The organism is Aeromonas sp. R2-3 (genome assembly GCF_040908375.1).
Lineage (GTDB): Bacteria > Pseudomonadota > Gammaproteobacteria > Enterobacterales > Aeromonadaceae > Aeromonas > Aeromonas veronii.
Genome location: NZ_JBFODP010000019.1, coordinates 83373 through 108953, shown reverse-complemented (window position 1 = coordinate 108953; position 25581 = coordinate 83373). Strand labels below are relative to the sequence as shown.

23 protein-coding genes are annotated in these 25581 nt (G+C 59.1%); 13 read left to right on the top strand and 10 right to left on the bottom strand.

All coding sequences use genetic code 11. The features are described from left to right. Nucleotides 1–6: 6 nt before the first annotated feature. From AB5Z02_RS08895 to AB5Z02_RS08870, 6 genes are all read right to left on the bottom strand, one after another. Nucleotides 7–642 carry an energy transducer TonB gene (locus AB5Z02_RS08895; RefSeq protein ID WP_005343441.1) on the bottom strand — a complete coding sequence of 212 codons (636 nt, stop codon included), beginning with the start codon at nucleotides 640–642 and terminating at the stop codon, nucleotides 7–9. 16 nt (nucleotides 643–658) lie between these two features. Beyond that, nucleotides 659–1066, bottom strand: a complete 408-nt coding sequence (locus tag AB5Z02_RS08890; RefSeq protein WP_005338933.1) for a biopolymer transporter ExbD — start codon at nucleotides 1064–1066, stop codon at nucleotides 659–661. Between the two features lie 67 nt (nucleotides 1067–1133). After that, nucleotides 1134–1661, bottom strand: a complete 528-nt coding sequence (locus tag AB5Z02_RS08885) for a MotA/TolQ/ExbB proton channel family protein (protein ID WP_040068665.1) — start codon at nucleotides 1659–1661, stop codon at nucleotides 1134–1136. Between the two features lie 10 nt (nucleotides 1662–1671). Further along, nucleotides 1672–3045, bottom strand: coding sequence for a MotA/TolQ/ExbB proton channel family protein (locus AB5Z02_RS08880; protein ID WP_107682561.1), 1374 nt, complete (start codon nucleotides 3043–3045; stop codon nucleotides 1672–1674). Continuing rightward, entirely contained in the window at nucleotides 3042–3806 is a 765-nt protein-coding gene (locus AB5Z02_RS08875) for a DUF3450 domain-containing protein (protein WP_231719500.1), read from the bottom strand. Before AB5Z02_RS08875 ends, AB5Z02_RS08880 begins: the two co-directional genes overlap by 4 nt. Nucleotides 3807–3914: 108 nt before the next feature. Continuing rightward, nucleotides 3915–6440 (bottom strand): TonB-dependent receptor, encoded by a 2526-nt coding sequence (locus AB5Z02_RS08870; RefSeq protein WP_058057271.1) that lies wholly within the window; start codon nucleotides 6438–6440, stop codon nucleotides 3915–3917. A 739-nt stretch (nucleotides 6441–7179) separates the two neighbouring features. Between AB5Z02_RS08870 and AB5Z02_RS08865 the strand changes: the two genes are divergently transcribed. The 5 genes from AB5Z02_RS08865 to AB5Z02_RS08845 all read left to right on the top strand — a co-directional run bounded on the left by AB5Z02_RS08865 (nucleotide 7180) and on the right by AB5Z02_RS08845 (nucleotide 13336). Beyond that, nucleotides 7180–8205 carry an ABC transporter permease subunit gene (locus AB5Z02_RS08865; RefSeq protein WP_005349436.1) on the top strand — a complete coding sequence of 342 codons (1026 nt, stop codon included), beginning with the start codon at nucleotides 7180–7182 and terminating at the stop codon, nucleotides 8203–8205. Nucleotides 8206–8207: 2 nt separating this feature from the next. Then, on the top strand, nucleotides 8208–9251 hold the full coding sequence (locus tag AB5Z02_RS08860) for an ABC transporter permease (RefSeq protein ID WP_013724081.1): 1044 nt from the start codon (nucleotides 8208–8210) through the stop codon (nucleotides 9249–9251). 149 nt (nucleotides 9252–9400) lie between these two features. Beyond that, complete coding sequence (locus tag AB5Z02_RS08855; RefSeq protein ID WP_064338688.1) at nucleotides 9401–11218, top strand: extracellular solute-binding protein; 1818 nt, start codon at nucleotides 9401–9403, stop codon at nucleotides 11216–11218. Between the two features lie 31 nt (nucleotides 11219–11249). Continuing rightward, entirely contained in the window at nucleotides 11250–12308 is a 1059-nt protein-coding gene (locus tag AB5Z02_RS08850; RefSeq protein ID WP_236340973.1) for an ABC transporter ATP-binding protein, read from the top strand. Then, the gene (locus AB5Z02_RS08845; RefSeq protein ID WP_110303408.1) at nucleotides 12305–13336 is read left to right on the top strand and encodes an ABC transporter ATP-binding protein; all 1032 of its coding nucleotides are present in this window, start codon (nucleotides 12305–12307) and stop codon (nucleotides 13334–13336) included. The genes AB5Z02_RS08850 and AB5Z02_RS08845 overlap by 4 nt, the downstream gene beginning before the upstream one ends. 120 nt (nucleotides 13337–13456) lie before the next feature. On the opposite strand, the gene AB5Z02_RS08840 is transcribed toward AB5Z02_RS08845, so the two are convergent. Then, nucleotides 13457–14068, bottom strand: coding sequence for a YitT family protein (locus tag AB5Z02_RS08840; protein ID WP_005349421.1), 612 nt, complete (start codon nucleotides 14066–14068; stop codon nucleotides 13457–13459). 243 nt (nucleotides 14069–14311) lie between these two features. Between AB5Z02_RS08840 and AB5Z02_RS08835 the strand changes: the two genes are divergently transcribed. From AB5Z02_RS08835 to AB5Z02_RS08815, 5 genes are all read left to right on the top strand, one after another. Next, nucleotides 14312–15691, top strand: a complete 1380-nt coding sequence (locus tag AB5Z02_RS08835; protein ID WP_110303409.1) for a UDP-glucose/GDP-mannose dehydrogenase family protein — start codon at nucleotides 14312–14314, stop codon at nucleotides 15689–15691. Continuing rightward, complete coding sequence (locus AB5Z02_RS08830) at nucleotides 15688–16701, top strand: NAD-dependent epimerase (RefSeq protein WP_368215877.1); 1014 nt, start codon at nucleotides 15688–15690, stop codon at nucleotides 16699–16701. The genes AB5Z02_RS08835 and AB5Z02_RS08830 overlap by 4 nt, the downstream gene beginning before the upstream one ends. Nucleotides 16702–16811: 110 nt before the next feature. Continuing rightward, nucleotides 16812–17417 (top strand): DUF2076 domain-containing protein, encoded by a 606-nt coding sequence (locus AB5Z02_RS08825; protein ID WP_368215876.1) that lies wholly within the window; start codon nucleotides 16812–16814, stop codon nucleotides 17415–17417. A 204-nt stretch (nucleotides 17418–17621) separates the two neighbouring features. Beyond that, nucleotides 17622–17810 (top strand): hypothetical protein, encoded by a 189-nt coding sequence (locus tag AB5Z02_RS08820; protein ID WP_042054915.1) that lies wholly within the window; start codon nucleotides 17622–17624, stop codon nucleotides 17808–17810. A 155-nt stretch (nucleotides 17811–17965) separates the two neighbouring features. Further along, the gene (locus AB5Z02_RS08815) at nucleotides 17966–18820 is read left to right on the top strand and encodes a lytic transglycosylase domain-containing protein (RefSeq protein ID WP_258720804.1); all 855 of its coding nucleotides are present in this window, start codon (nucleotides 17966–17968) and stop codon (nucleotides 18818–18820) included. An 8-nt stretch (nucleotides 18821–18828) separates the two neighbouring features. Here the strand turns inward: AB5Z02_RS08815 and AB5Z02_RS08810 are convergent, their stop codons facing one another. After that, a complete protein-coding gene (locus tag AB5Z02_RS08810; RefSeq protein ID WP_368215875.1) occupies nucleotides 18829–19392 on the bottom strand; it encodes a YgjV family protein in 564 nt (187 codons plus the stop codon). Between the two features lie 57 nt (nucleotides 19393–19449). Then, entirely contained in the window at nucleotides 19450–20025 is a 576-nt protein-coding gene (locus AB5Z02_RS08805; protein WP_368215874.1) for a Crp/Fnr family transcriptional regulator, read from the bottom strand. 242 nt (nucleotides 20026–20267) lie between these two features. Here AB5Z02_RS08805 and ettA point away from each other — a divergent pair, with 242 nt between their 5' ends. The 3 genes from ettA (at nucleotide 20268) to AB5Z02_RS08790 (ending at nucleotide 23963) form a co-directional block, all read left to right on the top strand. Further along, complete coding sequence (gene ettA, locus AB5Z02_RS08800) at nucleotides 20268–21935, top strand: energy-dependent translational throttle protein EttA (protein ID WP_005338959.1); 1668 nt, start codon at nucleotides 20268–20270, stop codon at nucleotides 21933–21935. Between the two features lie 93 nt (nucleotides 21936–22028). Further along, complete coding sequence (locus AB5Z02_RS08795) at nucleotides 22029–22358, top strand: hypothetical protein (protein ID WP_021230418.1); 330 nt, start codon at nucleotides 22029–22031, stop codon at nucleotides 22356–22358. Nucleotides 22359–22619: 261 nt separating this feature from the next. Further along, entirely contained in the window at nucleotides 22620–23963 is a 1344-nt protein-coding gene (locus AB5Z02_RS08790; RefSeq protein WP_368215873.1) for an NCS2 family permease, read from the top strand. A 174-nt stretch (nucleotides 23964–24137) separates the two neighbouring features. Here the strand turns inward: AB5Z02_RS08790 and gltX are convergent, their stop codons facing one another. After that, nucleotides 24138–25553 carry a glutamate--tRNA ligase gene (gene gltX, locus AB5Z02_RS08785; RefSeq protein WP_368215872.1) on the bottom strand — a complete coding sequence of 472 codons (1416 nt, stop codon included), beginning with the start codon at nucleotides 25551–25553 and terminating at the stop codon, nucleotides 24138–24140. Nucleotides 25554–25581: the final 28 nt, after the last annotated feature.

Sequence of the window (25581 nt, the reverse complement as noted above, 5' to 3'; positions counted from 1 at the left end):
CCTTCCTTAGTTGACCGCAAACTCGATCTCTTGTTGCATCCGGCTCGCCTGCGGCTTGCCATCCACCATGGCCGGTTTGAACGTCCACTTGGCGATGGTTTTGCGCGCCTCTTTGCCAAGGTCATAGCTGCGCGGCTCTTCCTTGACGATCCGCACGTTGCTGACGGTGCCGCGCTCGGTGACGGTGAACTCCACCAGCACCTTGCCGGAGGCCAGCCCCGCCAGTGCCGCCTTGCGGGGCATCATGGGCTCAAAGGTCGCCAGCGGAATGGCGCCATTATTGCCACCGACGCCGCCACCACCGCCGCCGGTGCTGTAAGCACCCAGCGCATTGCCACCACCGATGTTGACCGGGATGTCGAGTTTGGGCATGTCCATCGGCGCGCTCTCCATCTTCGGCCGATCCGTGCTGGCCACCTCCATCTCGGGAGGCGGTGGCGGACGCTTGGGCGGCGGCGGTTTGGGCAGCTCCCGCTGTTTCTCTTGCAGGGTCTCCTGGGGCTTGAGGCGGATGAAATCGGTCATGGTGACGTCATCCTTCTCCACCAGCTCCCGGTGATCCGGTGTGATCAGCTTGTTCATTCCCAGAAACAGAAAGAACACCACCACACAGGAGACCGCCAACGATATCAGGTATCTCATAGGTCTCTCTCCGGCATCAGCTGCTCTTGTCTGCCGCGATGGAGATGTTCTGGACACCGGCCATGCGGATCTGATCCATGACCTGCACCACCAGACCGGAACGGGATTCGTTATCGGCCTGGATCACCACGGCACTCTCCGGGTTCTCGGCCCGCAGCCGCTCGATGTTGGCGCGCACCGCCCCCACCTCGACCACCCGCTTGTCGACCCAGACCTGACCGTTTTCGCGCACCGCGACCATGATATTACCCTTCTTCACCGTCTCGGCCGTGCTGGCACTGGGACGGTTGATCTCGACACCGGACTCCTTGACGAAGGAGGTGGTGACGATGAAGAAGATCAGCATGATGAACACTATGTCCAGCATGGGGGTCAAATCGATAGCCGCCTCGTCAGCACCGCTGTCGCTGTAACGTTTTCTCATAGCAGAAACTCCTTGCTTGTTCTGTGCCCCCGGCAGGCCATGCCTCGCCGGGGGTATGCATCCTGCATCAACCGTGTTTCAGGTTGTCTTCCAGCTTTTGCACCGCCAGTTTGGCCTTGTGATCGAGCTGGTTGACAAAAAACAGGCCGGAAAGGGCGGCGATCATGCCCGCCATGGTCGGTACCGTTGCCTTGGAGATCCCCGATGCCATCGCCCGCGGCGAACCGGTGCCGGTGATGGCCAAAGTGTCAAACACCTGCACCATCCCCACCACGGTGCCGAGCAGCCCCATCAACGGGCAGAGAGCGATCAGCACCTTGATGACCGGCATCCCCTTGTCCACCGCCATGGCAACCCGTGAGACCAGCTCGCGCCGGATCTGCTTGGCAGACCAGGAGAGATGATCGGTGCGAGCCAGCCAGGTGGCCTTGGTCTGCCTCACCTGCTTGGGGTAGACCGCCATGAAGTAGAACCAGCGCTCCAGCAACAGGGCCCACATCATCAGGGTCAGGAAGAACAGGGCGACCAGTACATCGCCCCCCAATCCCAAAAACCGGCGGACCGACTCGACTTCTTCAATCAACCAGAACCACATGGGTGACTCCTTACGCTGCGGCTTTGGAGGCGTGCAGACGTTCCTGATAACGGGCAACGAAACCGGCGCTCTGCTCTTCCAGCACCTGGATCAGACGACGGCTCTGGGTCTGCACAATGGTGTAGAGGAACAGCATGGGCACCGCGACGACCAGACCCTGCATGGTGGTCACCAGCGCCTCGGAGATACCGCCCGCCATCAGCTTGGGATCGCCGGTACCGAACAATGTGATGGCCTGGAAGGTGGCAATCATCCCCACTACGGTACCGAGCAGGCCCAGCAGAGGCGCGACCGAGGCGATCAGCTTGATGATGCTGATACCCTTCTCGAACTTGGGCACGTTGCGCAGGATGATCTCGTCGAGCTTGGACTCCAGATCCTCGATGTTGTCACCGCGATGGCTCTGGTAGGCTCCCAGCATGTCACCAATGGGGTTGCCCTTGATGATCTGATCGGATTTCAGCTGCTTGCGCATGGACGAGCCGATCAGCGACAGCCGGATACCGCAGAAGATGGCCAGCAGGGTACCGAGCACACCGAGCACCATGATGACGTAACCCACTTCACCACCCTGATCGATCCGCTCCTTGAGAGTCGGTGACTGCACCAGCAGGGAGAGGATCACGCCGCGAGACGGGTCGATGAAGATGGGCTTGACCCCGTCACCACCCTGTTCAAACTCGGCGATCGGTTCCAGCACCCCCTTGTCAGGTTGACGGGAAAGCTGCTCGAACTTGCCGGTCTCCGGCACGAAGGTGAGGTACTTGCCTTCGGAGACCGTGTTGAACTCACCGATCTGGGTGACCGTCTTCTCGGCCTGGTTGCCTTCGCCGTAGACCACGGTCGCCGGGATCTGGCTCACCTTGCCACCGTCCACCATGCGGCTGAGGGTGGTGGTCCAGAACGCTTCCAGATCGTCGCTGGAGGGGAGCTCTTTACTCTCGGCCAGACGGGTCAGCAGCGCGGTCTGTTCCGGATGCTCGACCCGACGGGCGGAGGCGTTAAAGATCCCCTTGAACTCACCGGCGAACTGACGCAGTACGCCGAACATCTCGCCCATGTTGCCGGAACGCTGGCGCAGGGTTTCAGTCAGCTCGGTCAGCTGCTTGTCATTGGCATCGAAGGTCGCCTTGAGCTGCTCGCCCTTGGCGGTTTCGGCAGCCAGCTCGGCCTTGGCCTTGGCCAGCAGCGCCCCCTGCTCGTTCTTGTCAGCCAGGAAGCGGGCTTCCCGCTCCTTGTTGAGTTGGGATTCGCTCAGGCTGGAGGCCTTGACCTGATTCAGCAGCGCATTGAGATCCACCGGTTTTTCGGCGGCGGTCACCGGCAGGGTGACCAGGGTTGCTCCCGCAATCAGGGAGGCAATCGCAAGTTTGATTCCTTTCATGATGCTTTCTCCGCAGTTTGAACCGGCAGCTTGATCAGCGCGGGAGGCGCCTGCTTCTTGGCGATGCGAAGGCCCTGTTCAACCGCACTGCGATACTCCTGGGGCAACTCTTCCCACTGGCGAGTCTTCTTGTTCCACATCCCGGTCTCATTGCCATCCGGGGATTGATAAAGCAGCGCGATGCGGCCAACCCGCAGGAACTCGTAGGTCTTCTCGCCGCCATCCTTGTCCAGGCTCGCCTTGTAGGATTCGATGGTGCGGCTGAAGCCCTCCTCGATCTGGTAGGCCTCCAGGATCTTGCGGTACTTCTCGGAGATGGTGACATCGGCACGGTTCATCAGGTCGGTCAGGGCAGCCACGCGGTCCTCCCGCTCGACCTTCTGGAACGGCAGATCCAGCGCCACAAACTGCTCGAGGGAGTCGATCATCTTGAGCATCAGGGGGACGACTTCGGTGCTGGTCTGATCAATCTGGGCGATCTGCTTTTGCATCGACGCCAGCTCGGCGCTCTGGGACTCGACCATCTTGCTCACCTGCTCGTTGTAGGTGCGCAGACTGTCGACCTGACGCAGGGCGGCCTTGTACTGGGCCAATGCGGATTCGGCAGATTCGGCATAGCTGTCGATCTTCTGCTGGGAAACTTTGGATGCGTTGTCGGTGGCGGCTTGAGCGTCCACGGCCTGACCGGCAGTGGCGGCACTCAGATTGAAGCTGGTCAACAAGGCGGCCGAAACCAGGCTGCCAAGGAGCGCTTTCTTCATTGTAATGGTCCTTGTCTTCATAGGATTACCCTATCTCCGTAACTTCCTTGGACGTTGGGCACAGCCGGCCCGACCGGGCCGGCTGAGGTTGTATATCAACGGGGTTGATTAGAACTTCTGTGTGTAATCGATGTAGTAGATGCGACCGTCGATGCTGTAGAGGTCTTCATCGTAAGTGAAGCCATCGTTGGACAGGGAGGGGCCACGGTTGAACATGTTCTTCACACCGGTCTGGATCTTGCCATTCCAGCTGGTATCGACCGCCACGTTCAGGTTCCAGACGGTGTTGGAAGCGATATGACCCTCTTCCTGACCATCAACATAGTCCTGGCTCTGGGAATCGATATAGTTGGCGCTCAGGTAGGTATCCAGATTCCACAGCTGCGGGAAGTTGGCACCGATCCCGGAGTTAAGGCGCAAGTCGGGTTTACCATTCCAGCCCTTCTTGTCGATCATCGGACCACCGGCAAACAGCCCCTCTTCGTACTGCAGGATGTAAGTACCACCGAAGTCATAACGCAGGGTGAAGGTGTTGAAGTCGTACTTGTAATCGGCTTTAAAATCTACACCACTGGTCTTGAGTTGCCCCAAATTGACCATGCCAGCCTTGATCTCCTTGATGGTACCGTTGGGGAGACGAATTACGTTCGGGTTGCTGCCACTGTTCAGCTCCTGATAAATCTGGGTCTGTGCCGTGGCTAGCTGGATCACATCATCAATCTTGATGTAGTAGTAATCGAGTGACAGATTCAAGTTGTCCAGCGGGTTGTAAGCAGCCCCGATAGTGAAGGTATCAGCCGTCTCCTCCTTCAGATTTTTATTGGACTGACGGGTAACGTCATACTGTTTCTCAGGACAGTTAGCTGTGCCGGTAGCATTGCAGCGTACATAGTCCTTGGCATAGTCAGCAGAGAATGAGTCTGCGGCATAGAGATCATCCAGCCCCGGCGCCCGGAACGACTGGGACCAGGAGGTCCGGAACATCAGGTTGTCTAGCGGCTGGTAACGCAGGCTCGCTTTGGGTGAGAAGGCGCTGCCAAAGTCGCTGTACTTGTCATAACGACCCGCCAGGTTCAACTCGACTTGCTCGGTGATGGGGATCAGGCTCTCGATATAGGTGGCAAACACATCGCGTACACCACCACCGGAGTTGCCGGACGAACCTATTACGTTGCCTGCTTCAGACTGACTGTCATAGGTATCGGAGTAAGTCCAGTCGTTATACTCGGAGCCCCAGTACCAACCGATTGGACCGGCAGGCAGTTCGCCCATTTCCCAACCCAAACCGCCATACCACTGGAAAAAGTCCATCTTGGAAGTACGCGAGGTATCGTAGGACAACAGGTCATTTACTGACTTATCAAACTCACCATTGGTGAACTTGCCATCTTTTATTGCATTACGGGCAGCACTTTTGAGGATATAACCGCTACCATCGCTGGTATTGTCAGTCTTGGAGTACATGTAACCGGCGTTCCATTCAACATCCCCAACGGCCTCGGTAGGTAGTACACCGTCAAAGCCCAGGTTCATGCTGCCGGTAAAGTCAGTCACATCGTTATCACGGGGACCAATATTGTTGAATCGATAGAAAATTGCAGCCTGACCGCCAGTGATTCCGTTCGCAGCCAACAACGCAGGATCATCACTCACAAATGAGCCCGCAGCAGGGGCAAAGCGGCCAAAACTGGTCACCCGAGAGCCGATAAACTGAGGAACAAAATCCACGCTGTCATTGATGTGATAGCGACCATTCACATAGACAGTATCGCGAGAACGAGAGGCTGTTTTAGCTGCGACCTTGGCGAAATCAAAGTTGCACAAACCATCCTGCTCAACAAAGCCGGTCCCGACATTGGCACAGTTGATACCTGCAAGCTGCTTCAGATCACCTGTATCTAAATCCATGATGTTACGGCCAGCAACGCTGGGGGACATTGCACCTTGTAAAGCCAGATAGTCACGGTCACGATAGTAGATCACGTCCTTCTCATCGTGCTCGTAAACCATCATCAGGGACCCTTTCTCCCCATTGACGCCCGCAACCACAGAGCCACTCTTCTCATCACCGCCCTCTTCGGTTGGTGAGCCAAGACGCCCTTGGAATGTCAACCCTTCGAAACCCTCCTTGAGGATCACGTTGATAACACCGCCGATGGCATCAGAACCATAGAGTGCGGAGCCGCCGTCCAGGTTAACTTCCACCCGCTCAACAGCAGCCATGGGGATGGTGTTAAGGTTGATGGAAGTGCCCCCCATGGAGGGGGATCCAGCAACACGTTTGCCATTGAGAAGCACCAGGGTACGTTCTGAGCCCAAGCCACGCAGCCCTACTGTGGCTTGTGACTGGGCAGAACTACCGGAGGATGGGGAGAAACCACCAAAGGAGTTGTAGGAGGCCTGTTTCAGATAATCGGCCACAGTCTGCTGACCAGACTGTTCAATTTGAGCCTTGCTGACAGAGACAACCGGAGTCGCCCCCTCAACATCAACACGGGAGATACGGGAGCCAGTGACTTTGATTTTCTGCAGTTTTTCGACGTTCTGCCCTTCTTCGGCAGATACGGATGGGGCCGCTGCAAGGCTCGCCAAGGCGAACGCAATCGCAGCAGAGATTCTGCTCTTCCTAAGCATCGCTTATATCCTTCCTGGTTGTTTATTGTTTGCTTCCTGATACCGCCCTCTTTGGAGCGATGTGTAAGGCTTATCAATCTTTGACTAGCGACGTCAATGGAGCAGGGGTATGGCGAAGTCAGGCGTAGAATAAGCGGAGTGTATTAATTTTGACCGGCATAATTAGTGAATAATTCTGCCAAAAACAACCCACACAATGTAAAAACATTGTTAAATGGCATAAATAGCGCTGAATTAAAAATTGATGAACTTATTAGTTAACGTGCTGTCCGTTTATATCTTATTTTGATTTATTGGCATTAATAAGAATAAAACACTAACTTCATGAGGGTTGCACCTGACAGTTCTCATGGGGATAACAGATAAAATTGTCGAGATGACATCGTTTTCCTTCAATTTCACACCACAAACAAAAACATTATAAATCAACATGTTAAAATCACTTAAAACTCAAATAAACAGCTGTTTATATTTTTTAAAATAATGTTGAGCAGTAGCGTTTTGTTTTGATTTTCACTTTTCAGATAAAAAACGTCATTTTTCGGTGCTTTTGGTCTCAGCGGGTCATTTGTCCCAGTTTTCCATTTCCTTGTACTTGATTTTTGTTGCAGAGCTTTTACAGTGGCCAAGCGGATTGTCTGCTGTTTGGCAACCAATCCAGCGCGTAATGCCAGGAAGGACAGGCCCGTCACCGGATTTGACTGGCCGCAAAAAAGAACAACAAGGACGAGGTTCCACCATGCTGTCGTATTTCCTACGCCGGATGCTTTTGATCATCCCGACGTTTCTCGGTATCACCCTGCTCGTCTTCACCATCACCCGTTTCGTGCCGGGCGGTCCGGTCGAACGCATGCTGCTGCAAGCCCAGGTTTCCCAGAATGAATCTGGCCGCTCCAGTGGCAGCAAGGGGGCACAGGCCCTCTCCGATGAACAGATCGAGGAGCTCAAGGCCTTCTATGGGCTCGACAAGCCGATGCTGGTCGCCTATTGGGAGTGGCTGCAGAAGCTGGCGGTGCTGGATCTGGGCGAATCAACCCGCTACTACGAGCCGGTGTGGGATCTCATCAAGGATCGGCTCCCGGTCACCGCCTTCTTCGGGCTGGCGACCTTTCTGCTGAGCTATGCGGTCTCCATTCCGCTAGGTGTGGCGAAGGCGCTCAGGCACAACAGCCGCTTCGACTCGTTGAGCTCCATGCTTATCTACATGGCCTATGCCCTGCCCGCCTACGTGGTGGGGATCTTCCTCATCACCGTCTTCGCCTTCCATCTGGAGTGGCTGCCGATGGGCGGTTTTCCGGGGGATGATTTTGAGTATATGGAGAGCAGCTGGGATCAGATCCGCACTGTCTTTGCCCACGCCCTGCTGCCGCTTATCGCCTACGCCATCGGCGATTTCGCCATCCTCACCATGACCATGAAAAACAGCCTGATGGAGAACCTGTCGGCGGATTACGTGCGCACCGCCGTGGCCAAGGGGTTGCCATTTCGCAAGGCGGTCACCGACCACGCCATGCGCAACAGCCTGATCCCCATCGCCAGCCACCTGGGGTCTGTGCTCACCGTTTTCTTTGGCGGCTCTTTCCTCATCGAGACCATCTTCAACATCGACGGCATCGGCCTGCTCGGTTACGAGGCTATCGTCGAGCGGGATTACCCCACCGTCATGGGCATTCTGGCCATCACCTCCATGCTGATGCTGATAGGCAATATCGTCTCCGATATCTGTGTTGCCCTTGTTGATCCCCGCGTGCGGTTTGGAGACTGACCATGAAGCTCAATCCGGTTACCTTGAAAAAACTCAAGCGCTTCAAGTCGATCAAGCGCGGTTACTACTCCTTCATCATCTTCACCACCCTGGTGCTGCTCTCCCTGCTGGCGGAGCTGCTGGTCAACAGCCGGGCACTGATGGTGAGCTATCAGGGCCAGCTGCATTTCCCCACCTATGGCGATGTGATCCCCGGTCAGCAGTTCGGGCTCGATTACGAGTACGAAACCAACTACCGCCAGCTCAAGGCCAAGTTTGCCGCAGAGGGCCAGGGCGACTGGGTGTTGCTGCCGCCGGTACCCTGGAACCCCTACGAGCAGGATTTCAAGGAGGATGCCTACCCGCCTTACGCCCCCAGCGCGGCCGAGCGCCACTTCCTCGGCACCGACACCAGCGGCCGCGACGTACTGGCGCGACTTGTTTACGGCTTTCGCATCGCCATCGGCTTTGCCTTTATCGCGCTGGCGGCCAGTTACGCCATCGGGGTCACCATCGGCTGTCTGATGGGCTTTCTCGGCGGCCGCTTTGACCTCATCCTGCAACGCTTTATCGAGATCTGGTCCCAGGTGCCGTTTCTCTACGTCATCATGATCCTGGTGTCGCTGGCTAAGCCCAACTTCGGCCTGTTTGTCGCCATCAACGTGCTGTTCGGCTGGATGGGGATCACCTGGTATATGCGCACCCTCACCTACAAGGAGCGGGCGCGGGACTATGTGATGGCAGCGCGGGCGCAAGGGGCGACCACCGGGCGGATCATCTTCAACCACATCCTGCCCAACACCCTGATGATGATCGTCACCCTGGCGCCGTTCGCCGTGGTGGGCAATATCTCCACCCTGACGGCACTCGACTATCTGGGCTTCGGGCTGGCACCGCCGACCCCGAGCTGGGGGGAGCTGCTCTCCCAGGGCATCAACAATCTGGATGCCATCTGGATCGTCAGCTCGGTGGTGGCAGCGGTGAGTCTGGTGCTGATCATGGTCTCCTTTATCGGCGAGGCGATCCGCGAGGCGTTCGATCCGCGCAAATTTACCCGTTACCAGTAAGCCAGCCGATGCCAGCGCATCAGCAGGCGTCGGGTAACGAACAGTGATTAATGAAGGACGGGCAGCCGCCATCGGCGGTCCCGGGAGCAAGGGATAATCCCGTTATCAATCAAGACCCCCAGTGCAGGGGCCAGACCTGGAAGTCAAACATGAAAAATAAAATCAAATGGATAGGTGCTCTCTTTGTGCTGGTAAACGGATCCTGGGTCTGGGCGGCCAGCCTGCCCGCGGATCTCAAATGGGAGACCAACGACACGGATCCTGTGTTCGCCTCCCCCAAGGCGCTGTCGGGCGGCAGCCTCAATATGTTTGTGGAGAGCTTTCCGCTGACGTTTCGCACCGTGGGGCCTGACTCCAACGGATCGTTCCGCTCCTTTATTCTCGATAACCAGTTGCGACTCATCAGCTTCCACCCCAATACCGGCAACCCCATCCCCTCGCTGGCGACCCACTGGGCCATAGCGCCAGACAGCCAGACCGTCTACTTCAAGCTGGATCCGCGAGCCAAATGGTCGGATGGCAAGCCGGTCAATGCCGATGACTACACCTTCGGCTACGAGATGATGCGCTCCAAACACATCAAGGGGCCCTGGTTCAACAACTACTACACCACTGAAGTAGTGGCGGTAGAGAAGATCGATGATCACACCATTATGGTCAAAGCGGGCAACCGCAAGGCCAAGATGGACCTGCTCAACACCACCGAGCTGTGGCCCCAACCCAAGCACTACTACAAGCTGACCCCCAACTGGGTGAAGCAGTACAACTGGGCCGTGGTGCCCACCACAGGTCCCTACGTGATCAGCGACGTCAAGAAGGGCAAGTCGGTCACCTTCAGCAAACAGAAGGATTGGTGGGCAAAAGACGATCGCTATAACCAGCACAGATTCAACATCGACACCATCAAGGTGCAGGTGATCCGCGATCACAACATCGCCTTCCGCCACTTCCTGAAAGGGGAGATCGATACCTTCGAGATGATCCTGCCCAACTGGTGGCATGAAAAAGCGGTCACCCCAGAGTACAAAAAAGGCTACGTGCAGAAGGTAATGGCCATGACCGATACCAAACAGGGCGGTCAGGGGGTTCACCTCAATGTGGCCAACCCCAAGCTGGCGGACGTAAACGTGCGCCTCGGCATCCAGCACGCCTTCAATATCGACAAGATGATCGAGACCGTGCTGCGCGGCGACTACGACAGAGCCACCACCTTCGACTCGGGCTTTGGCGAGTTCACTGACATCACGCTGCCTGAGCGGGCTTATGACATTGGCAAGGCGCGGGAGTACTTTGCCAAGGGCGGCTACAACAAGCCGGGGCCGGACGGCATCCTGCAAAATGAGAAGGGGGAGCGGCTGACGCTGGCACTCACCTACACCAGTCAGGAGCACTCCAAGCGACTGACCGTGCTGAAAGAGGAGGCCAAGAAGGCGGGTCTGGATCTGGAGCTTAACCTGGTGGATGGCGCCACCGGCTTCAAGGTGATGCTGGAGAAGAAACACGAGGCGGCCTGGCTCGGTTGGGGCGGCGGCGGTCTCTATCCGCAATATTGGGAGTTTTTCCACTCCGCCAACGCCAACAAACCGCAGACCAACAACCTGTTCAACGTGGCTGACAAGGAGCTGGACGCGCTGATCGATGCCTACAACGTCGAATTCGACATGGCCAAGCGGGCCAAGCTCTCCCAGCAGATCCAGCAGCGCATCTATGACCTCGCCATCTTCGTGCCCGGGGTGCAGCTCAACTATGTGCGGGCCAGCAGCTGGCGTTATGTGATGCTGCCGGAAGTTCCTGCCACCAAGAACACGCCGGATCTGCTCTACTGGCCGATGGACGGTTATCCTCACAGTAGTGGCGGTCTGCTCTGGCTCGATCCCAAGGTGAAGGAAGAGACCCGCAACGCCAAGGAGGCAGGGGAGGCGCTGGCGCCCATCAACCTGCTCGACAAGACCTATGCACGTCATTGATATTCAGGCCATTGCGAAGGGAGCAGCCGTTATGCCCAACACTCAGGCCCCCATTCTTGACGTACCGGATAACGGGGGGGAGTTCGCCGCTGATAACGGCCAGCACCAGGCCCCAATCCTCGAAGTACGCGATCTTGAGGTGGAGTTCGCCGTCGATGACGGCAAGATCAAGGTGCTCGACGGGGTCAGCTTCAAGGTGGCCCCGGGTCAGACGCTGGGGATCGTCGGCGAGTCCGGCTGTGGCAAGAGTGTCACTTCACTCGCCATCATGGGGCTCTTGCCCAAGCCCCACGGTCAGGTAGTCGCCGGTTCCATCCGCTTTCAGGGGGAGGAGCTGTTGTCGCTTGCACCGGATCAGATGTACAAGGTGCGCGGCAACCGCATCTCGATGATCTTTCAGGAGCCGATGACGGCCCTCAACCCGGTGCAGACGGTCGGTGAGCAGCTGATGGAGGTGTTTCGCCTCCATCGCCCCGAGTATGACAAGGCCCAGCGTAAAGCCGCGGCCATCGCCATGCTGCAGAAGGTGGGGATCCCGGAACCGGCTCAGCGCTTTGCGGTCTATCCCCACAACCTCTCCGGCGGTATGCGCCAGCGGGTGATGATCGCCATGGCGCTCTCCTGCGAGCCAGACCTGCTTATCTGCGACGAGCCGACCACGGCGCTGGATGTCACCATTCAGGCCCAGATCCTCGAACTGATGAAAGAGCTGCAAGCCCAGACCGGGATGGCCATCATCTTTATCACCCACGATCTGGGGGTGGTTGCAGAGCTGTGCGACGAAGTGGTGGTGATGTACGCCGGGCGGGCGGTAGAGCAGGCCGATGTGTTCGAGCTGTTTGACCACCCCCGTCACCCCTATACCCACGGCTTGATGAGCTCGATCCCGCGCCTCGAGGATGAGCCCAAGAGCCTGCTCAAGACCATCAAGGGACAGGTGCCAGCCCTGCACGAGATGCCCGCTGGCTGCCGCTTCTCCAACCGCTGCCCCCATGCGACCGATCTCTGCATCAGCGCCATTCCGGCGGTGGAGCAACTCAATCCGCGCCACCATGTCGCCTGTCACTACTGGAAGGAGTTGACCCCATGAGCACTCTGTTATCGGTCAGGGATCTGAAACAGCACTTCCGGCTGGGAGGCGGCTTCCTGCGCAAGCAATATACGGTTCATGCGGTGGATGGCATCAGCTTCGATCTCAAGCAGGGGGAGACGCTGGGGCTGGTGGGTGAGTCGGGCTGCGGCAAGTCCACCCTCGGGCGCAGCCTGCTCAAGCTGTTCGAGCCGACCGCAGGCACCATCACCTTCGAGGGGCGCGATATCACCGCCCTCAGCCCGAAGGAGATGCGCTCCCTGCGCCAGGAGATGCAGATGGTGTTTCAGGATCCTGCAGAATCTCTCAACAGCCGCCACACCGTGGGCCAGATCCTGGAGGAGCCCTTTATCATCCACGGTAAAGGCAACACTGAGCAGCGCCGCGGCTGGGTGCAGGAGCTGCTGGCAAAAGTGGGCCTGCCGGGAAGTGCGGTGGATCGCTACCCCCACGAGTTTTCCGGCGGTCAGCGCCAGCGGATCGGCATCGCCCGCGCCATCGCCCTCAAGCCCAAGCTGCTGGTGTGCGACGAGGCAGTCTCGGCCCTCGATGTCTCGGTGCAGTCGCAGATCGTCAACCTGCTGCTCAGCCTGCAGCGGGAGATGAACCTCTCCATCATCTTCATCGCCCACGATCTGTCGGTGGTCAAACACATCTCGGATCGGATCGCGGTGATGTATCTGGGACGGATCGTCGAACTGGCGGATGCCCAGTCGCTTTATCTGGCACCGCGCCACCCTTACACCCAGGCGCTGATCTCCGCCATTCCGGTACCGGACCCGCGCAGGCGCAGCCAGCGCATTCTGCTGACCGGCGATGTGCCCTCCCCCATCTCGCCGCCAAGCGGCTGCCACTTCCACCAGCGCTGCCCCCATGCGACCGAGCTGTGCAAAAGCAAGGCGCCAAGGCTTGAGGCGTGTGATGAGGCCCATCATCAGGTGGCCTGTCACACTCCGCTCGCCATCGGTGGTCACGCCATCAGTGACAACGCTATAAGCAGCGACAGCAGGCTGGAACAGGCAAGCTAGGCGCAGCGAACAAACGCCAGGGTAGAAACAGACGAGGCGGCCATCAGGCCGCCTCGTGCTATCGGGTCACTATTGTCTTATCGCGTCACGCTTGTCTTATCGAGCCACGGCAGCTGCTCGTCAGGCAATCTGGTAACGGCCCGGCTTGTGGTTGAGTGTCAACACCAGATTACAGATAACCGCCGCCACGATGGAGAGCGCCAGGATCCAGGGCTGCACCACGAAAAACGAGGCGACAACAATGGCGCAATCGAGCCCCATCTGCAGCTTGCCCGCCCGAATGCCAAAGCGATCCTGAATAAAGAGCGCCAGAATGTTGAAGCCTCCCAGACTCGACTTGTGACGGAACATGATGAGCAGCCCCATACCAATCAGGGTGCCGCCGATCAGCGCCGCATAGAGCGGCTCTATCTTGCCGATCTGCAGTACCCCGTTGAGGTGATCGGTCATGTAGGAGACCGCCGCCACCGAGACAAAGGTGTTGAAGGTAAAACGTGGCCCCATTCGCAACCATGCCAGCGCATAGAAGGGCAGGTTGATGCCGAAAAACAGCAGGCCGAAGCTGATACCGGTCACCTTTTGCAACAACAGCGCCAGCCCGGCGGTGCCGCCAGTGAGCAGACCAACCTGATGAAACAGAAAGATGCCGAGGGAAACAAAGCCGGCCGCCGTCAGCAGGGCCAGCACATCCTCATAAATAGGATGAGCAGTGCGAATCGAGGTGTTGTCCATAACCTGTATCCAAGCGAAGTAAAGAGAGAGTGTCTGTCGCCTGCCGTTGCGGGCGGGCTGCGAGCCCTGTCCACAGGGCTTCGTTATGGGGTCCAGTCTATTTTTTGTGAAAAGGATCACAACAGTCAGGCTGAACGCCCCATTCTGGTGCCTGTCATCTGGCATTGACACCCGCTGCACCAAGATGCAGCATGCCGCGGTTTAAGCGCACCATCACCCCATTCACAACACGAGGCACTTTTCATGAAGGTCACCATTTTTGGCACAGGCTATGTCGGGCTGGTGCAGGCCGCCGTTCTGGCCGAGGTGGGCCATCAGGTCTGTTGCGTGGATGTGGATGATGAACGGATCGCCACCCTCAGGCTGGGGCAGATCCCCTTCTATGAGCCGGGGCTGGCCCCGCTGGTCGAGAGCCATCTGGCCAGCGGCCGCCTGAGCTTCACGGTCGATCCCGCCATTGGCGTGGCACACGCCGACCTGCTGCTGATCGCCGTGGGTACCCCGGCTGACGAGGATGGCTCGGCCGATCTGCAACATGTGCTGGCGGTGGCCGACACCATAGGCCGACTGATGAGCCGCCCCAAGCTGGTGGTGACCAAAAGCACTGTGCCGGTCGGCACGGCGCAGCAAGTAAGAGAACACATTGAGCAGCAGTTGGCCGAGCGTGGGCTGGACCTCGCCTGCGAGGTGGCCGCCAATCCCGAGTTTCTCAAGGAGGGAGCGGCGGTCAACGACTGCATGCGGCCAGATCGCATCATCATCGGCTGTGACAGCGAGCGGGCACTTGAGCAGTTGCGCGCCCTCTACGCCCCCTTCAACCGCAATCACGACCGGATCGTGGTGATGGATCTGCGCAGCGCCGAGCTCACCAAATACGCCGCCAACGCCATGCTGGCCACCAAGATCTCCTTTATGAACGAGATGGCGGCCCTCGCCGAGCAGCTGGGGGCCGATATCGAGGCGGTGCGTCAGGGGATGGGAGCCGATCCCCGCATCGGTTACCACTTTATCTACCCGGGCTGCGGCTACGGAGGCTCCTGCTTCCCCAAGGATATCAAATCGTTGCGCCATACCGCGGCGAGTGTCGGCTGCGACGCCCCGCTTTTAGCGGCGGTCGAGCAGGTCAACCAGCGCCAGCAACAGAAGATGGCGCAAACCCTGCTGACCCGCTTCGGCCCGGATCTGCGCGGCCGCACCTTCGCCCTGTGGGGGCTGGCGTTCAAACCCGGCACCGACGACATGCGCGATGCGCCGAGCCGCCCGCTGCTGGCCGCCATCTGGGCTGCCGGTGGCCGGGTGCAGGCCTTTGATCCCAAGGCGATGGAGCGCGCCCGCCAGATCTACGGCCAGCGGCCGGATCTGCTGCTCTGCCCCACTCAGGAATCTGCGCTGGAAGGGGCTGATGCCCTGCTGATCTGTACCGAATGGCAGGCGTTTCGCGCCCCCGATTTCCAACAGTTGAAAGCACTGCTCAACCAGCCTGTCATCATCGATGGCCGCAACCTCTATGACCCGCGCCAGCTCAGCGAACTCGGGTTTGACTATCACGCCATCGGGCGACCACATCTTCCCGCCAAAAAGCCGCCTGCCAACACCAGCTGCAACCCGGAGACTCAACCATGATCTATCTGGTCACCGGCGTCGCCGGTTTTATCGGTTTTCATGTGGCCAGCCAACTGTGCGCCGCAGGCCATCAGGTGGTGGGGATCGACAACCTCAATGACTACTACGAGGTGAGTCTGAAAGAGGCGCGGCTGGCCCAACTGGCCAGTTTCCCCGATTTTCATTTCGAGCGCGTCGATCTGGCGGATCGCGAAGCGATGGCTGATCTCTTTGCCCGTCATGGCTTCGAGCGGGTGATCCATCTGGGGGCGCAAGCGGGGGTGCGCTACTCCATCGACAATCCGTTCGCCTATGCCGACAGCAACCTCACCGGCATGCTGACGGTGCTGGAGGGGTGTCGTCACCACGGGATCCAGCACCTCATCTACGCCTCCTCCAGCTCGGTCTATGGCATGGGGGATCAGATGCCCTACTCCACCGCGCAGCAGGTAGATCACCCGGTCTCCCTCTACGCCGCCACCAAGAAGAGTGGCGAGCTGATGGCCCACGCCTATTCGGCGCTCTATGGCCTGCCCACCACAGGGCTGCGCTTCTTTACCGTCTACGGCCCCTGGGGCCGCCCCGACATGGCCATCATCAAGTTCACCCGCGCCATCCTCGCGGGAGAGCCTATCGACGTCTATAACAACGGCGATCTCAGCCGCGACTTCACCTACATAGACGACATCGTCGCTGGGATCCTTGCCGTCGCCGATCTGCCGCCCCGCCCCAATTCCGATTGGCACGCCAGCGAGCAGAGCGCGGCCGAGAGCGCAGCTCCCTACCGCATCCTCAATATCGGCAACGGCCAGCCAGTACGGCTGCTCGACTTTATCGAGGCGCTGGAAAAGGCCATAGGCAAACCCGCCATCAAGCGGATGCTGCCGATGCAGGCAGGTGACATGCACGCCACCTGGGCCGACAGCGAGCCGCTGCACACCCTCACCGGCCTGCGCCCCGCCACGCCCCTCAAGCAGGGGGTTGTCGAGTTTGTCCGCTGGTATCTCGACTACTACCGGCCCGCCCGCTGACGAGCGCGGGTAGCCCCTCGGTCATTGATGAGTTAATCAGATACCACTGATGCCCCGCGGGTTTTAGGATGGCTAAACGCACTGTCTGCGCACCATAGCGAGGATTTGAGATGCAATCACAGGAACAGGGTCTGATCGATGGACTGTTCGACCGCCTCAAGCAAGCGCAAGCCAGGGATAGCAAGCGAGACCAACAAGCGGATCAGCTGATCCGCCAGCATCTGGCCCAGCAGCCCGATGCCCCCTACTACATGGCCCAGGCGCTGCTGCTTCAGCAGGCTGCCCTTACTCGCCTCAACGAGCGGGTCAAGGAGCTGGAAGCCAGCCAGAGCGCCCCAAGTGGTGGCAGTTTTCTCTCCGGCCTGTTTGGTAGCGAAAGCAGCCCGCCTCCGCGCTTTACGCCGCCACCGGCATCCGCGCCTGCCCAGCCCGCGTCCCGTGCCAGCTCCTTTTTGGGCGGCGCCCTGCAAACAGCAGCTGGGGTTGCCGGTGGCGTGATGCTGGCCGATATGATCGGCGGACTGTTTCACAACAATCGGCCCGAGGAGATCATCGATATCATTGAACCGGCGGCCATTGCCAATCCGGTCGATGCGGAACCGGTACGCTGGGACGGCTGGGATTCACCTCCCGATGCTGGCAGCAATTTTCTCGACGACGATAACCTGAGTGGCGGCTGGGCCGACAGTGACGATAACAACGGCGGTTTCTTCTGACCGTCAAACCATTACTGGCCCCGCATCTGGCGGGGCTCAACTCGATACGAAACCCATGACTATGGAAAGTGTGATGACACCACGGATCGGCAGCGGCATGACGCGATATACTCAGCGCGCTTCGTGCCACCCGGGAACAACTCCCGACCCCAGGCGCTCTGTCCGTGGCCACGCAACACCCCCATGACGACAAGGAGCCACCTCATGATCCGAACCCTGCTTTTGACCGGTGCCGCCATTGCGGCCTATGCCCTGACCCAGAGCCACTCTCTGCTTCCCCTGCTCAGCCTGCTGGCCCTGCTTTCGCTCTGGGTTGTCAGTGAAATTGGCAGCTTCTATCGCACGCTTCCTCCCGCCGTGCTGGATGAGCAGGAGTATCACCACGACTTCTAACCGGATGAAAAATGGTGTGAAACTGTCGAGATGCCGTTAGTTCCATACCGTTTTGCTCTCTGAAATCAACCGGCTATAACAACAGGATCCACTGGGTTCGTGGCGATAGCAGCCATGTTCCTCTATATCTTCTGTACTCAAACAGGAGATAACCCATGAGGCACATCAGCGAAAACGGACTGTTTTTGCTGCTTTTTTTGTCGTTGTTACTGGCAGGTACGCCGCGGGCGATGGCACAAGGCAGGGATTTCAGACAGGCTCCCAAGGCGCTAACAGCGATCAAGCAGGGTCAAGTTGCCCAGCAACACGGTCATCTGCAAAAAGCCATCGCCCTCTATTGCGTGGCCGCCAGTACCGGCAACCCGGAAGGATATTTCCGGATCGGTCGCCTGCTCGCCACCGGCCCCGCCTCGGTTCGCAGCGCCAAGCTGGCTAACAGTTATCTCGCCATGGCAATGCGTCTTGGCAACCAGCAGGCCAGCCGCTACTACAACCCGCGGGTCGGCAATGCCCCCATGGGCGATCAGTGCGGTGTCGGCATGCGCGGCGGACAAGGGAGTTATTCCGCCTTGCCCAGCACACCGTTCAATGTCGAGGCATATCTGGCACGCCAGTCACCGGGCAAACAGAAGCTGGTCACCATGCTGCGTCACGCCGCCAAACACCATAAGGTGGATGCCCGGCTGGTACTGGCGATTGCCATCGCCGAATCCAATCTCAACAGCCGCGCCGTTTCACCCAAGAATGCTCAGGGGCTGATGCAGCTGATCCCCGAAACCCAGCAACGGTTCGGGGTAACCCGGCCATTCGATCCGGCCCAGAACATCAAGGGTGGCGTCAGTTATCTCAAATGGCTGGATCGCCGCTTCGATGGCGACTGGGTACTGATCTCGGCGGCCTACAATGCCGGGGAAAAAGCGGTGGAACGCTATGGCGGGATCCCACCCTATGACGAGACGCAGGAGTATGTGAAACGGGTGCTCTACTTCGCTGGCCACAAGCAGCCCTGAGCGGGAGGTCAGGAGCTCGCCCGCTTGGAAGGAGGCACACACCTCTTTCTGCGGCCACGGTGGCGGCCACGCCCCCAATAATCGAAGCCATAGTGGCGGTAGTAACCCACCAAATTGCTGATCAGAAACAGCCCCTCCATCAGCACGGCCACCGGTGAGCCCACCAGCAAGTTGTTACCCAGCCAGCAGAGGGTGCCGAGCAGCATCCAGCGCCGCAACAGGCGATCATCCGGGCAAAACGCGGCCCGGGTTTGCAGCAAGCTCGCCAGCAGCCCGATCCATGAGAGCAGGCCCTGATAGGTCGCCAGCGCCGCCGCACAGGCCAACCCCATGAAAAACCACATCAAGATGCGGCGAACCAGCCAGATGCTGACCAGAAAGCGCATGCTGGCCAGCAGCAACAGGCTGGCGGCCGACCACTGCCCGAGCAGGGCAAAGTGACCGGCATTGAGGGCGCATGAGAGGGCCAGACAGGCCAGGATCCTGCGGCGATCCCGCAACTGAAACGACAACAGATCGAGCAACAAGGCCAGGCTCACCACCAGCTGCGACCACAGAAACAGCGACATCATCCACTCCTCATCCGTCATTTGGATGGCGCAGCATGAGGGGATGGTCGGAGAGCAGCATTAACCCGTGTTAATGCGCCTGCGGATCCGTGACAGGGTGACCGGGCTGATGCCGATATAGTTGGCGAGCTGCACTTGGGTCAGTCGCGCAGGCCAGTGGGGGAAGGTGTGGCAGAGCTCCCGATAACGCTCTTCGGGGGAATGGAGCAGCAAAAACGCCTCCTTGCGCTCCTTGTAACCGAGCTGCTGACGCAGCAGGGCCATGCAGACCGGCTGCCAGATGGGCTCATCCAGCAGGGCGAGCGGCACCCGCACCACCTGCAGCTCCGTCAGCGCCTCCAGTTGGTAGCGGGCGATCGATCCCGTGAGCCAGCTGTCATAGAGCAGGCAGAGTTCCCCCTCGAAGTAGAACTCCTTGCAGCGCTCCTGTCCGTCCCGGGTGTAGTGGCAGGCGCGAGTGATGCCCGCTTCGATATAGAAGGCAGCTTCCTGCTCTGCCCCTTGCGCCAACAGTGCCTGACCGGCGCGCAGCGTCTGCCGTGGCAAGCGTAGGCTGATGGCTTCGCTCAGCGCGGCGTCCAATCCCATTGCGTTGAGAAAGGCGGCCAGTGAGGGGGCTTGAGGAGAGGGGTTCATGACGGCTCCGGGACAAAACGGCAGCCCACATCATGCCCAAATTGCACGACTGATGCAGCAAGGCGTGACCGCTGCGGCAAAGGGGGGACATAGCCGGGTGCCACCTTTGCCCCCCCTCGTCCGTTGGTTTACAATCGACGGGTTTTTTGGAACCCGGTTGACCTGTGTCGACCTGGCCCCACCACGACATCAGTCTGTTAATGCCAAGACATTAACCTGCTGAAAAGGAAGAGAATTAGCCAATGGCTCAATTTATTTACACCATGAACCGGGTCGGCAAGGTAGTGCCGCCCAAGCGTCATATTCTCAAGAACATCTCCTTGAGCTTCTTCCCGGGCGCCAAGATCGGCGTGCTGGGTCTGAACGGCGCCGGTAAATCGACCCTGCTGCGCATCATGGCGGGCATCGACACCGAGATCGAAGGGGAAGCCCGTCCGCAGCCCGGCATCAAGATTGGCTACCTGCCGCAGGAGCCGAAGCTGGAGCCGGAGCAGACCGTACGCGAAGCGGTCGAAGAGGCCGTTGGCGAGGTGAAGCGCGCAATGGCTCGTCTGGACGAGGTCTATGCGGCCTACGCCGACCCGGATGCCGACTTTGACAAGCTGGCCCGCGAACAGGGCGAGCTGGAGGCCATCATCCAGGCCCAAGGCGGTCACAACATGGAAAACCAGCTGGAGCGCGCGGCCGATGCCCTGCGCCTGCCGGCCTGGGATGCCAAGATCAAGCACCTCTCCGGTGGTGAGCGCCGCCGTGTGGCGCTCTGCCGTCTGCTGCTGGAAAAGCCGGACATGCTGCTGCTGGACGAACCAACCAACCACCTGGATGCAGAATCCGTGGCCTGGCTGGAGCGCTTCCTGCACGACTACGAAGGCACTGTTGTGGCCATCACCCACGACCGTTACTTCCTCGACAACGTGGCAGGCTGGATCCTGGAACTGGACCGCGGCGAGGGTATCCCATGGGAAGGCAACTACTCCTCCTGGCTGGAGCAGAAGGACGCCCGTCTGGCGCAGGAAGCAAGTTCCGAAGCGGCCCGTCGCAAGTCCATCGAGAAAGAGCTGGAGTGGGTTCGTCAAAACCCGAAAGGGCGTCAGGCCAAGTCCAAGGCCCGTATGGCTCGCTTCGAAGAGCTCAACACCAACGACTACCAGAAGCGCAACGAGACCAACGAGCTGTTCATTCCGCCCGGACCGCGCCTCGGCGACAAGGTGGTGGAAGTGGCCAACCTGCGCAAATCCTACGGTGATCGGGTGCTGATCGACGATCTGTCGTTTGCCATTCCGAAGGGTGCCATCGTCGGCATCATCGGCCCGAACGGTGCCGGTAAGTCGACCCTGTTCCGCATGATGTCGGGTCAGGAGCAGCCGGATTCCGGCGCCATCACTCTGGGTGAAACCGTGGTGCTGGCCTCTGTCGATCAGTTCCGCGACAGCATGGATGACAAGAAGACGGTATTCGAAGAGGTCGCTGACGGTCAGGATATCCTGCGCATCGGCAACTACGAGTTCCCGAGCCGCGCCTATATCGGCCGCTTCAACTTCAAGGGTTCCGACCAGCAAAAACGGGTTGGCGAGCTCTCCGGTGGTGAGCGCGGTCGTCTGCACCTGGCCAAGCTGCTGCAGACCGGCGGCAACGTGCTGCTGCTGGATGAACCGACCAACGATCTGGATATCGAAACCCTGCGCGCCCTCGAGAACGCTCTGCTGGAGTTCCCGGGTTGTGCCATGGTCATCTCCCACGACCGCTGGTTCCTCGACCGTATCGCCACTCACATCCTCGACTATCAGGATGAGGGCAAGATCGAGTTCTTCGAAGGTAACTTTACCGAATACGAAGAGTGGAAGAAGAAGACCTACGGCGCCGAGGCGATCCAGCCCCATCGCGCCAAGTACAAGCGCATCGCCAAATAAGGCTGACTGCGTGTTGAGGGGAGCTTCGGCTCCCCTTTCTCTTGCCTTTTGACTTACAATCCTAGACGGATGCCTTTGCATGGATGTAGCACGATGACGACCCCCATAGAGAAAAAACTCACCATCCAGATCCGGGTTGAACCGGGTTGCCTCGGGCCGGATGGCAAGGAGCACATAGAGACCTTCTGTGCAGCTGCCGCCAAGATTTTTGCCGCCGTGGAGCCCGAGCTGGTGAGCTGGGTGCTGCTCCCCCGCTACGACAAGCAACTGCCTGAGCAGGAGTTCTTTATCGAGGGGCGCAAGCTGACCGAAGAGCAGGCAAGCCTCTTTCTGCGCCGCTTCGGCCGTGAACTGGGTGAGGTTCAAGACCGGCTCGACTCGGTGCTGGCCCAGTTGGTCGAGCGCTACTTCAAGACCCTTTAAGCCCCAATTTTCGATAAAAGGTTCTCTGCTGAGAACCTTTTTTCACGCTCAAAAAGCAAACGTTTGAATTTTTACTCTATTCATTGATCTGCTTCGCATATCCGGGGTTTGTAAACGGCGCCGCCTGTGTAAAAATGTGCGCGCTGTCACGGTATCAGGACGAGTCTGGTTACTTCTCCACCAGAAACAGGGCCATCACTCCCGCACGGATGGGAGCCCGCTCGCCTGCTGCTTATTTCACGTCACCTATTGGAATCCAACATGAATCAACCACAACAGGCCCCCACACAGGCTGCCGGGCAAGGATTGCTTGAGCGTCTGTTTGCCCTGAAGGGCCATGGCACCAACGCCCGCACCGAACTGATCGCCGGCATCACCACCTTCCTGACCATGGTCTATATCGTGTTCGTCAACCCGCAGATCCTCTCTGCGGCCGGCATGGACACCCAGGCAGTCTTTGTCACCACCTGCCTCATCGCCGGTATCGGCAGCATCCTGATGGGCCTCTTGGCCAACCTGCCCATCGCGCTGGCTCCCGCCATGGGCCTCAACGCCTTCTTCGCCTTCGTGGTCGTGGCTGGTATGGGCTACTCCTGGCAAGTGGGTATGGGCACTATCTTCTGGGGCGCCATGGGTCTGTTGATCCTCACCCTGCTTCGAGTGCGCTATTGGCTGATCGGCAACATTCCGCTCACCCTGCGGGTCGGCATCACCGCCGGTATCGGTCTGCTGATCGCCCTGCTCGGCCTGCACAACGCCGGGATCGTCGTGGCCAGCCCCGCGACTATGGTGACCGTGGGCAACCTCACCTCCCTGCCCTGCCTGCTGGGTCTGCTCGGTTTCTTCCTGATCTGCATCTTCTCCGCCCGCGGCGTCCACTCCGCCGTGCTGATCGCCATTGTGGTCACCACGGGTCTGGGCTGGCTGTTTGGCGATGTCACCTTCAAGGGCTTTGTCTCCATGCCCCCCAGCATCGAACCGGTGTTCGGCCAGCTGGATCTGATGGGCTCGCTCGATATCAGCCTCGCCGGGATCATCTTCTCCTTTATGCTGGTCAACCTGTTCGACTCTTCCGGCACCCTGATCGGCGTCACCAACCGCGCCAAGCTGGCCGATGACAAGGGCCACTTCCCACGCATGAAACAGGCGCTGATGGTGGATAGCGTGAGCTCCGTCGGCGGCGCCTTTATGGGCACCTCCTCGGTTACCGCCTTTATCGAGAGCAGCTCCGGCGTCGCCGTCGGCGGCCGTACCGGTCTGACCGCCATCGTGGTCGGCATCCTGTTCCTGCTGGCGATCTTCTTCTCTCCGGTCGCCGCCATGGTGCCGGCCTACGCCGCCGCTGGCGCCCTTATCTATGTGGGCGTGCTGATGTGCTCCGAGCTGACCCGGGTGAAGTGGGAAGATCTGACCGAAGCAGTACCGGCCTTTATGACCGCCGTCATGATGCCGTTCAGCTTCTCCATCACCGAGGGGATCGCCGTGGGCTTTATCTCCTACTGCGTGATGAAGGCGGGCACCGGCCGCTGGCGCGAGATCAACCCCTGCGTACTCGTGGTAGCCCTGCTGTTCGTCCTGAAGTTCGTCTGGGTCGACAGCCACTAAGCGGCACTCTGTCCCAATAAAAATGCCAGTCAGCTGACTGGCATTTTTTTATCCCCGATTTGCTATCGGCCTGTGCGCTGGCCATAAAAAAATCCGAAACCAGCGGTTTCGGATTTTTTCTATTCAGCATGTGGCAGAGCAGGGTTATCCCCTCACCTGCCACATCGGCAGCACTTACTCGGCAGCCATACGGGCTTCGATGTAAGCCAGCGCGCGATCGATACGAGCAAGTACACGCTCCTTGCCCACCAGCGCCATCACGGCGTCGATGGCAGGGGATTGGCCCAGACCGGTGACGGCCACGCGCAGCGGCATACCAACCTTGCCCATACCCTGACCCAGCTCGGCAGCGGTCGCTTCAATCAACTCGTGCAGCGCTTCAGTGGTCCAGCTATCCAGTGCGGCCAGCTTGGTCTTGGCCAGAGCCAGCGGCTCGGCAGCGACGCCACGCAGGTGCTTCTTGGCAGCTGCTTCGTCGATCGCTTCGTACTCTTCGAACAGGTAGCGGCTCTGGGCAGCCATCTCGACCAGGGTGTTGCAGCGCTCGGCCAGCAGGGTGACCACGTCGGCCAGCGCCGGGCCATTGCTGGTGTCGATCTTCTGGTTTTCCATGTGCCATGCCAGATGCTTGGCAACATAAGCCGGATCCAGGCTGCGCATGTAGTGGTTGTTCAACCACAGCAGCTTGTCGGTGTTGAAGGCAGAGGCGGACTTGGAGATGGCATCCAGGCTGAACAGCTTGATCATCTCTTCCAGGCTGAAGATCTCCTGATCGCCGTGGGACCAGCCCAGACGCACCAGATAGTTCAGCAGCGCTTCCGGCAGGTAGCCGTCATCGCGGTACTGCATCACGGAGACTGCACCGTGGCGCTTGGAGAGCTTGGCACCGTCGTCACCCAGGATCATGGAGACGTGGGCAAACTCCGGCACCGGCGCGTTCAGCGCCTTGTAGATGTTGATCTGACGCGGGGTGTTATTGATGTGGTCTTCGCCACGCACCACGTGGGTGATCTCCATATCCCAGTCATCGACCACTACGCAGAAGTTGTAGGTCGGGGCACCGTCGGTACGGCGGATGATCAGGTCATCCAGCTCGGTGTTGGCGAACTCGATGCGGCCACGGACATGGTCATCGAACACCACGGAACCTTCGGTCGGGTTGCGGAAGCGGATGACGTGCGGCGCATCGGCCGGGTGATCGTGGGCGTGGTCGCGGCACTTGCCGTCGTAACGGGGCTTCTCGCCGTTGGCCATCTGGCCTTCGCGCAGTGCTTCCAGACGCTCTTTGGAGCAGAAGCACTTGTAGGCGCGGCCATCAGCCAGCATCTCGTCGATCAGACCGTTGTAGCGATCGAAGCGCTTGGTCTGGTAGTAGGGGCCCTCATCCCAGTTCAGCTCCAGCCATTCCATGCCCTCAATGATGGCGTCGATCGCCTCCTGAGTGGAACGTTCCAGGTCGGTATCCTCAATACGCAGCACGAACTCACCGCCCTGGTTCTTTGCAAACAACCAGGAATAGAGTGCGGTACGGGCACCGCCGACATGCAAAAAGCCGGTCGGGCTGGGAGCAAAACGGGTTTTGACTTTCATCTTTAAGCCTTGTGTAGAGGGCCTTGGG

Excerpts from the sequence above, each read along its gene's own strand:
- AB5Z02_RS08895 (WP_005343441.1), bottom strand. The coding sequence starts at position 642 with ATGAGATACCTGATATCGTTGGCGGTCTCCTGTGTGGTGGTGTTCTTT.
- AB5Z02_RS08890 (WP_005338933.1), bottom strand. The coding sequence starts at position 1,066 with ATGAGAAAACGTTACAGCGACAGCGGTGCTGACGAGGCGGCTATCGAT.
- AB5Z02_RS08885 (WP_040068665.1), bottom strand. The coding sequence starts at position 1,661 with ATGTGGTTCTGGTTGATTGAAGAAGTCGAGTCGGTCCGCCGGTTTTTG.
- AB5Z02_RS08880 (WP_107682561.1), bottom strand. The coding sequence starts at position 3,045 with ATGAAAGGAATCAAACTTGCGATTGCCTCCCTGATTGCGGGAGCAACC.
- AB5Z02_RS08875 (WP_231719500.1), bottom strand. The coding sequence starts at position 3,806 with ATGAAGAAAGCGCTCCTTGGCAGCCTGGTTTCGGCCGCCTTGTTGACC.
- AB5Z02_RS08870 (WP_058057271.1), bottom strand. The coding sequence starts at position 6,440 with ATGCTTAGGAAGAGCAGAATCTCTGCTGCGATTGCGTTCGCCTTGGCG.
- AB5Z02_RS08865 (WP_005349436.1), top strand. The coding sequence starts at position 7,180 with ATGCTGTCGTATTTCCTACGCCGGATGCTTTTGATCATCCCGACGTTT.
- AB5Z02_RS08860 (WP_013724081.1), top strand. The coding sequence starts at position 8,208 with ATGAAGCTCAATCCGGTTACCTTGAAAAAACTCAAGCGCTTCAAGTCG.
- AB5Z02_RS08855 (WP_064338688.1), top strand. The coding sequence starts at position 9,401 with ATGAAAAATAAAATCAAATGGATAGGTGCTCTCTTTGTGCTGGTAAAC.
- AB5Z02_RS08850 (WP_236340973.1), top strand. The coding sequence starts at position 11,250 with ATGCCCAACACTCAGGCCCCCATTCTTGACGTACCGGATAACGGGGGG.
- AB5Z02_RS08845 (WP_110303408.1), top strand. The coding sequence starts at position 12,305 with ATGAGCACTCTGTTATCGGTCAGGGATCTGAAACAGCACTTCCGGCTG.
- AB5Z02_RS08840 (WP_005349421.1), bottom strand. The coding sequence starts at position 14,068 with ATGGACAACACCTCGATTCGCACTGCTCATCCTATTTATGAGGATGTG.
- AB5Z02_RS08835 (WP_110303409.1), top strand. The coding sequence starts at position 14,312 with ATGAAGGTCACCATTTTTGGCACAGGCTATGTCGGGCTGGTGCAGGCC.
- AB5Z02_RS08830 (WP_368215877.1), top strand. The coding sequence starts at position 15,688 with ATGATCTATCTGGTCACCGGCGTCGCCGGTTTTATCGGTTTTCATGTG.
- AB5Z02_RS08825 (WP_368215876.1), top strand. The coding sequence starts at position 16,812 with ATGCAATCACAGGAACAGGGTCTGATCGATGGACTGTTCGACCGCCTC.
- AB5Z02_RS08820 (WP_042054915.1), top strand. The coding sequence starts at position 17,622 with ATGATCCGAACCCTGCTTTTGACCGGTGCCGCCATTGCGGCCTATGCC.
- AB5Z02_RS08815 (WP_258720804.1), top strand. The coding sequence starts at position 17,966 with ATGAGGCACATCAGCGAAAACGGACTGTTTTTGCTGCTTTTTTTGTCG.
- AB5Z02_RS08810 (WP_368215875.1), bottom strand. The coding sequence starts at position 19,392 with ATGATGTCGCTGTTTCTGTGGTCGCAGCTGGTGGTGAGCCTGGCCTTG.
- AB5Z02_RS08805 (WP_368215874.1), bottom strand. The coding sequence starts at position 20,025 with ATGAACCCCTCTCCTCAAGCCCCCTCACTGGCCGCCTTTCTCAACGCA.
- ettA (WP_005338959.1), top strand. The coding sequence starts at position 20,268 with ATGGCTCAATTTATTTACACCATGAACCGGGTCGGCAAGGTAGTGCCG.
- AB5Z02_RS08795 (WP_021230418.1), top strand. The coding sequence starts at position 22,029 with ATGACGACCCCCATAGAGAAAAAACTCACCATCCAGATCCGGGTTGAA.
- AB5Z02_RS08790 (WP_368215873.1), top strand. The coding sequence starts at position 22,620 with ATGAATCAACCACAACAGGCCCCCACACAGGCTGCCGGGCAAGGATTG.
- gltX (WP_368215872.1), bottom strand. The coding sequence starts at position 25,553 with ATGAAAGTCAAAACCCGTTTTGCTCCCAGCCCGACCGGCTTTTTGCAT.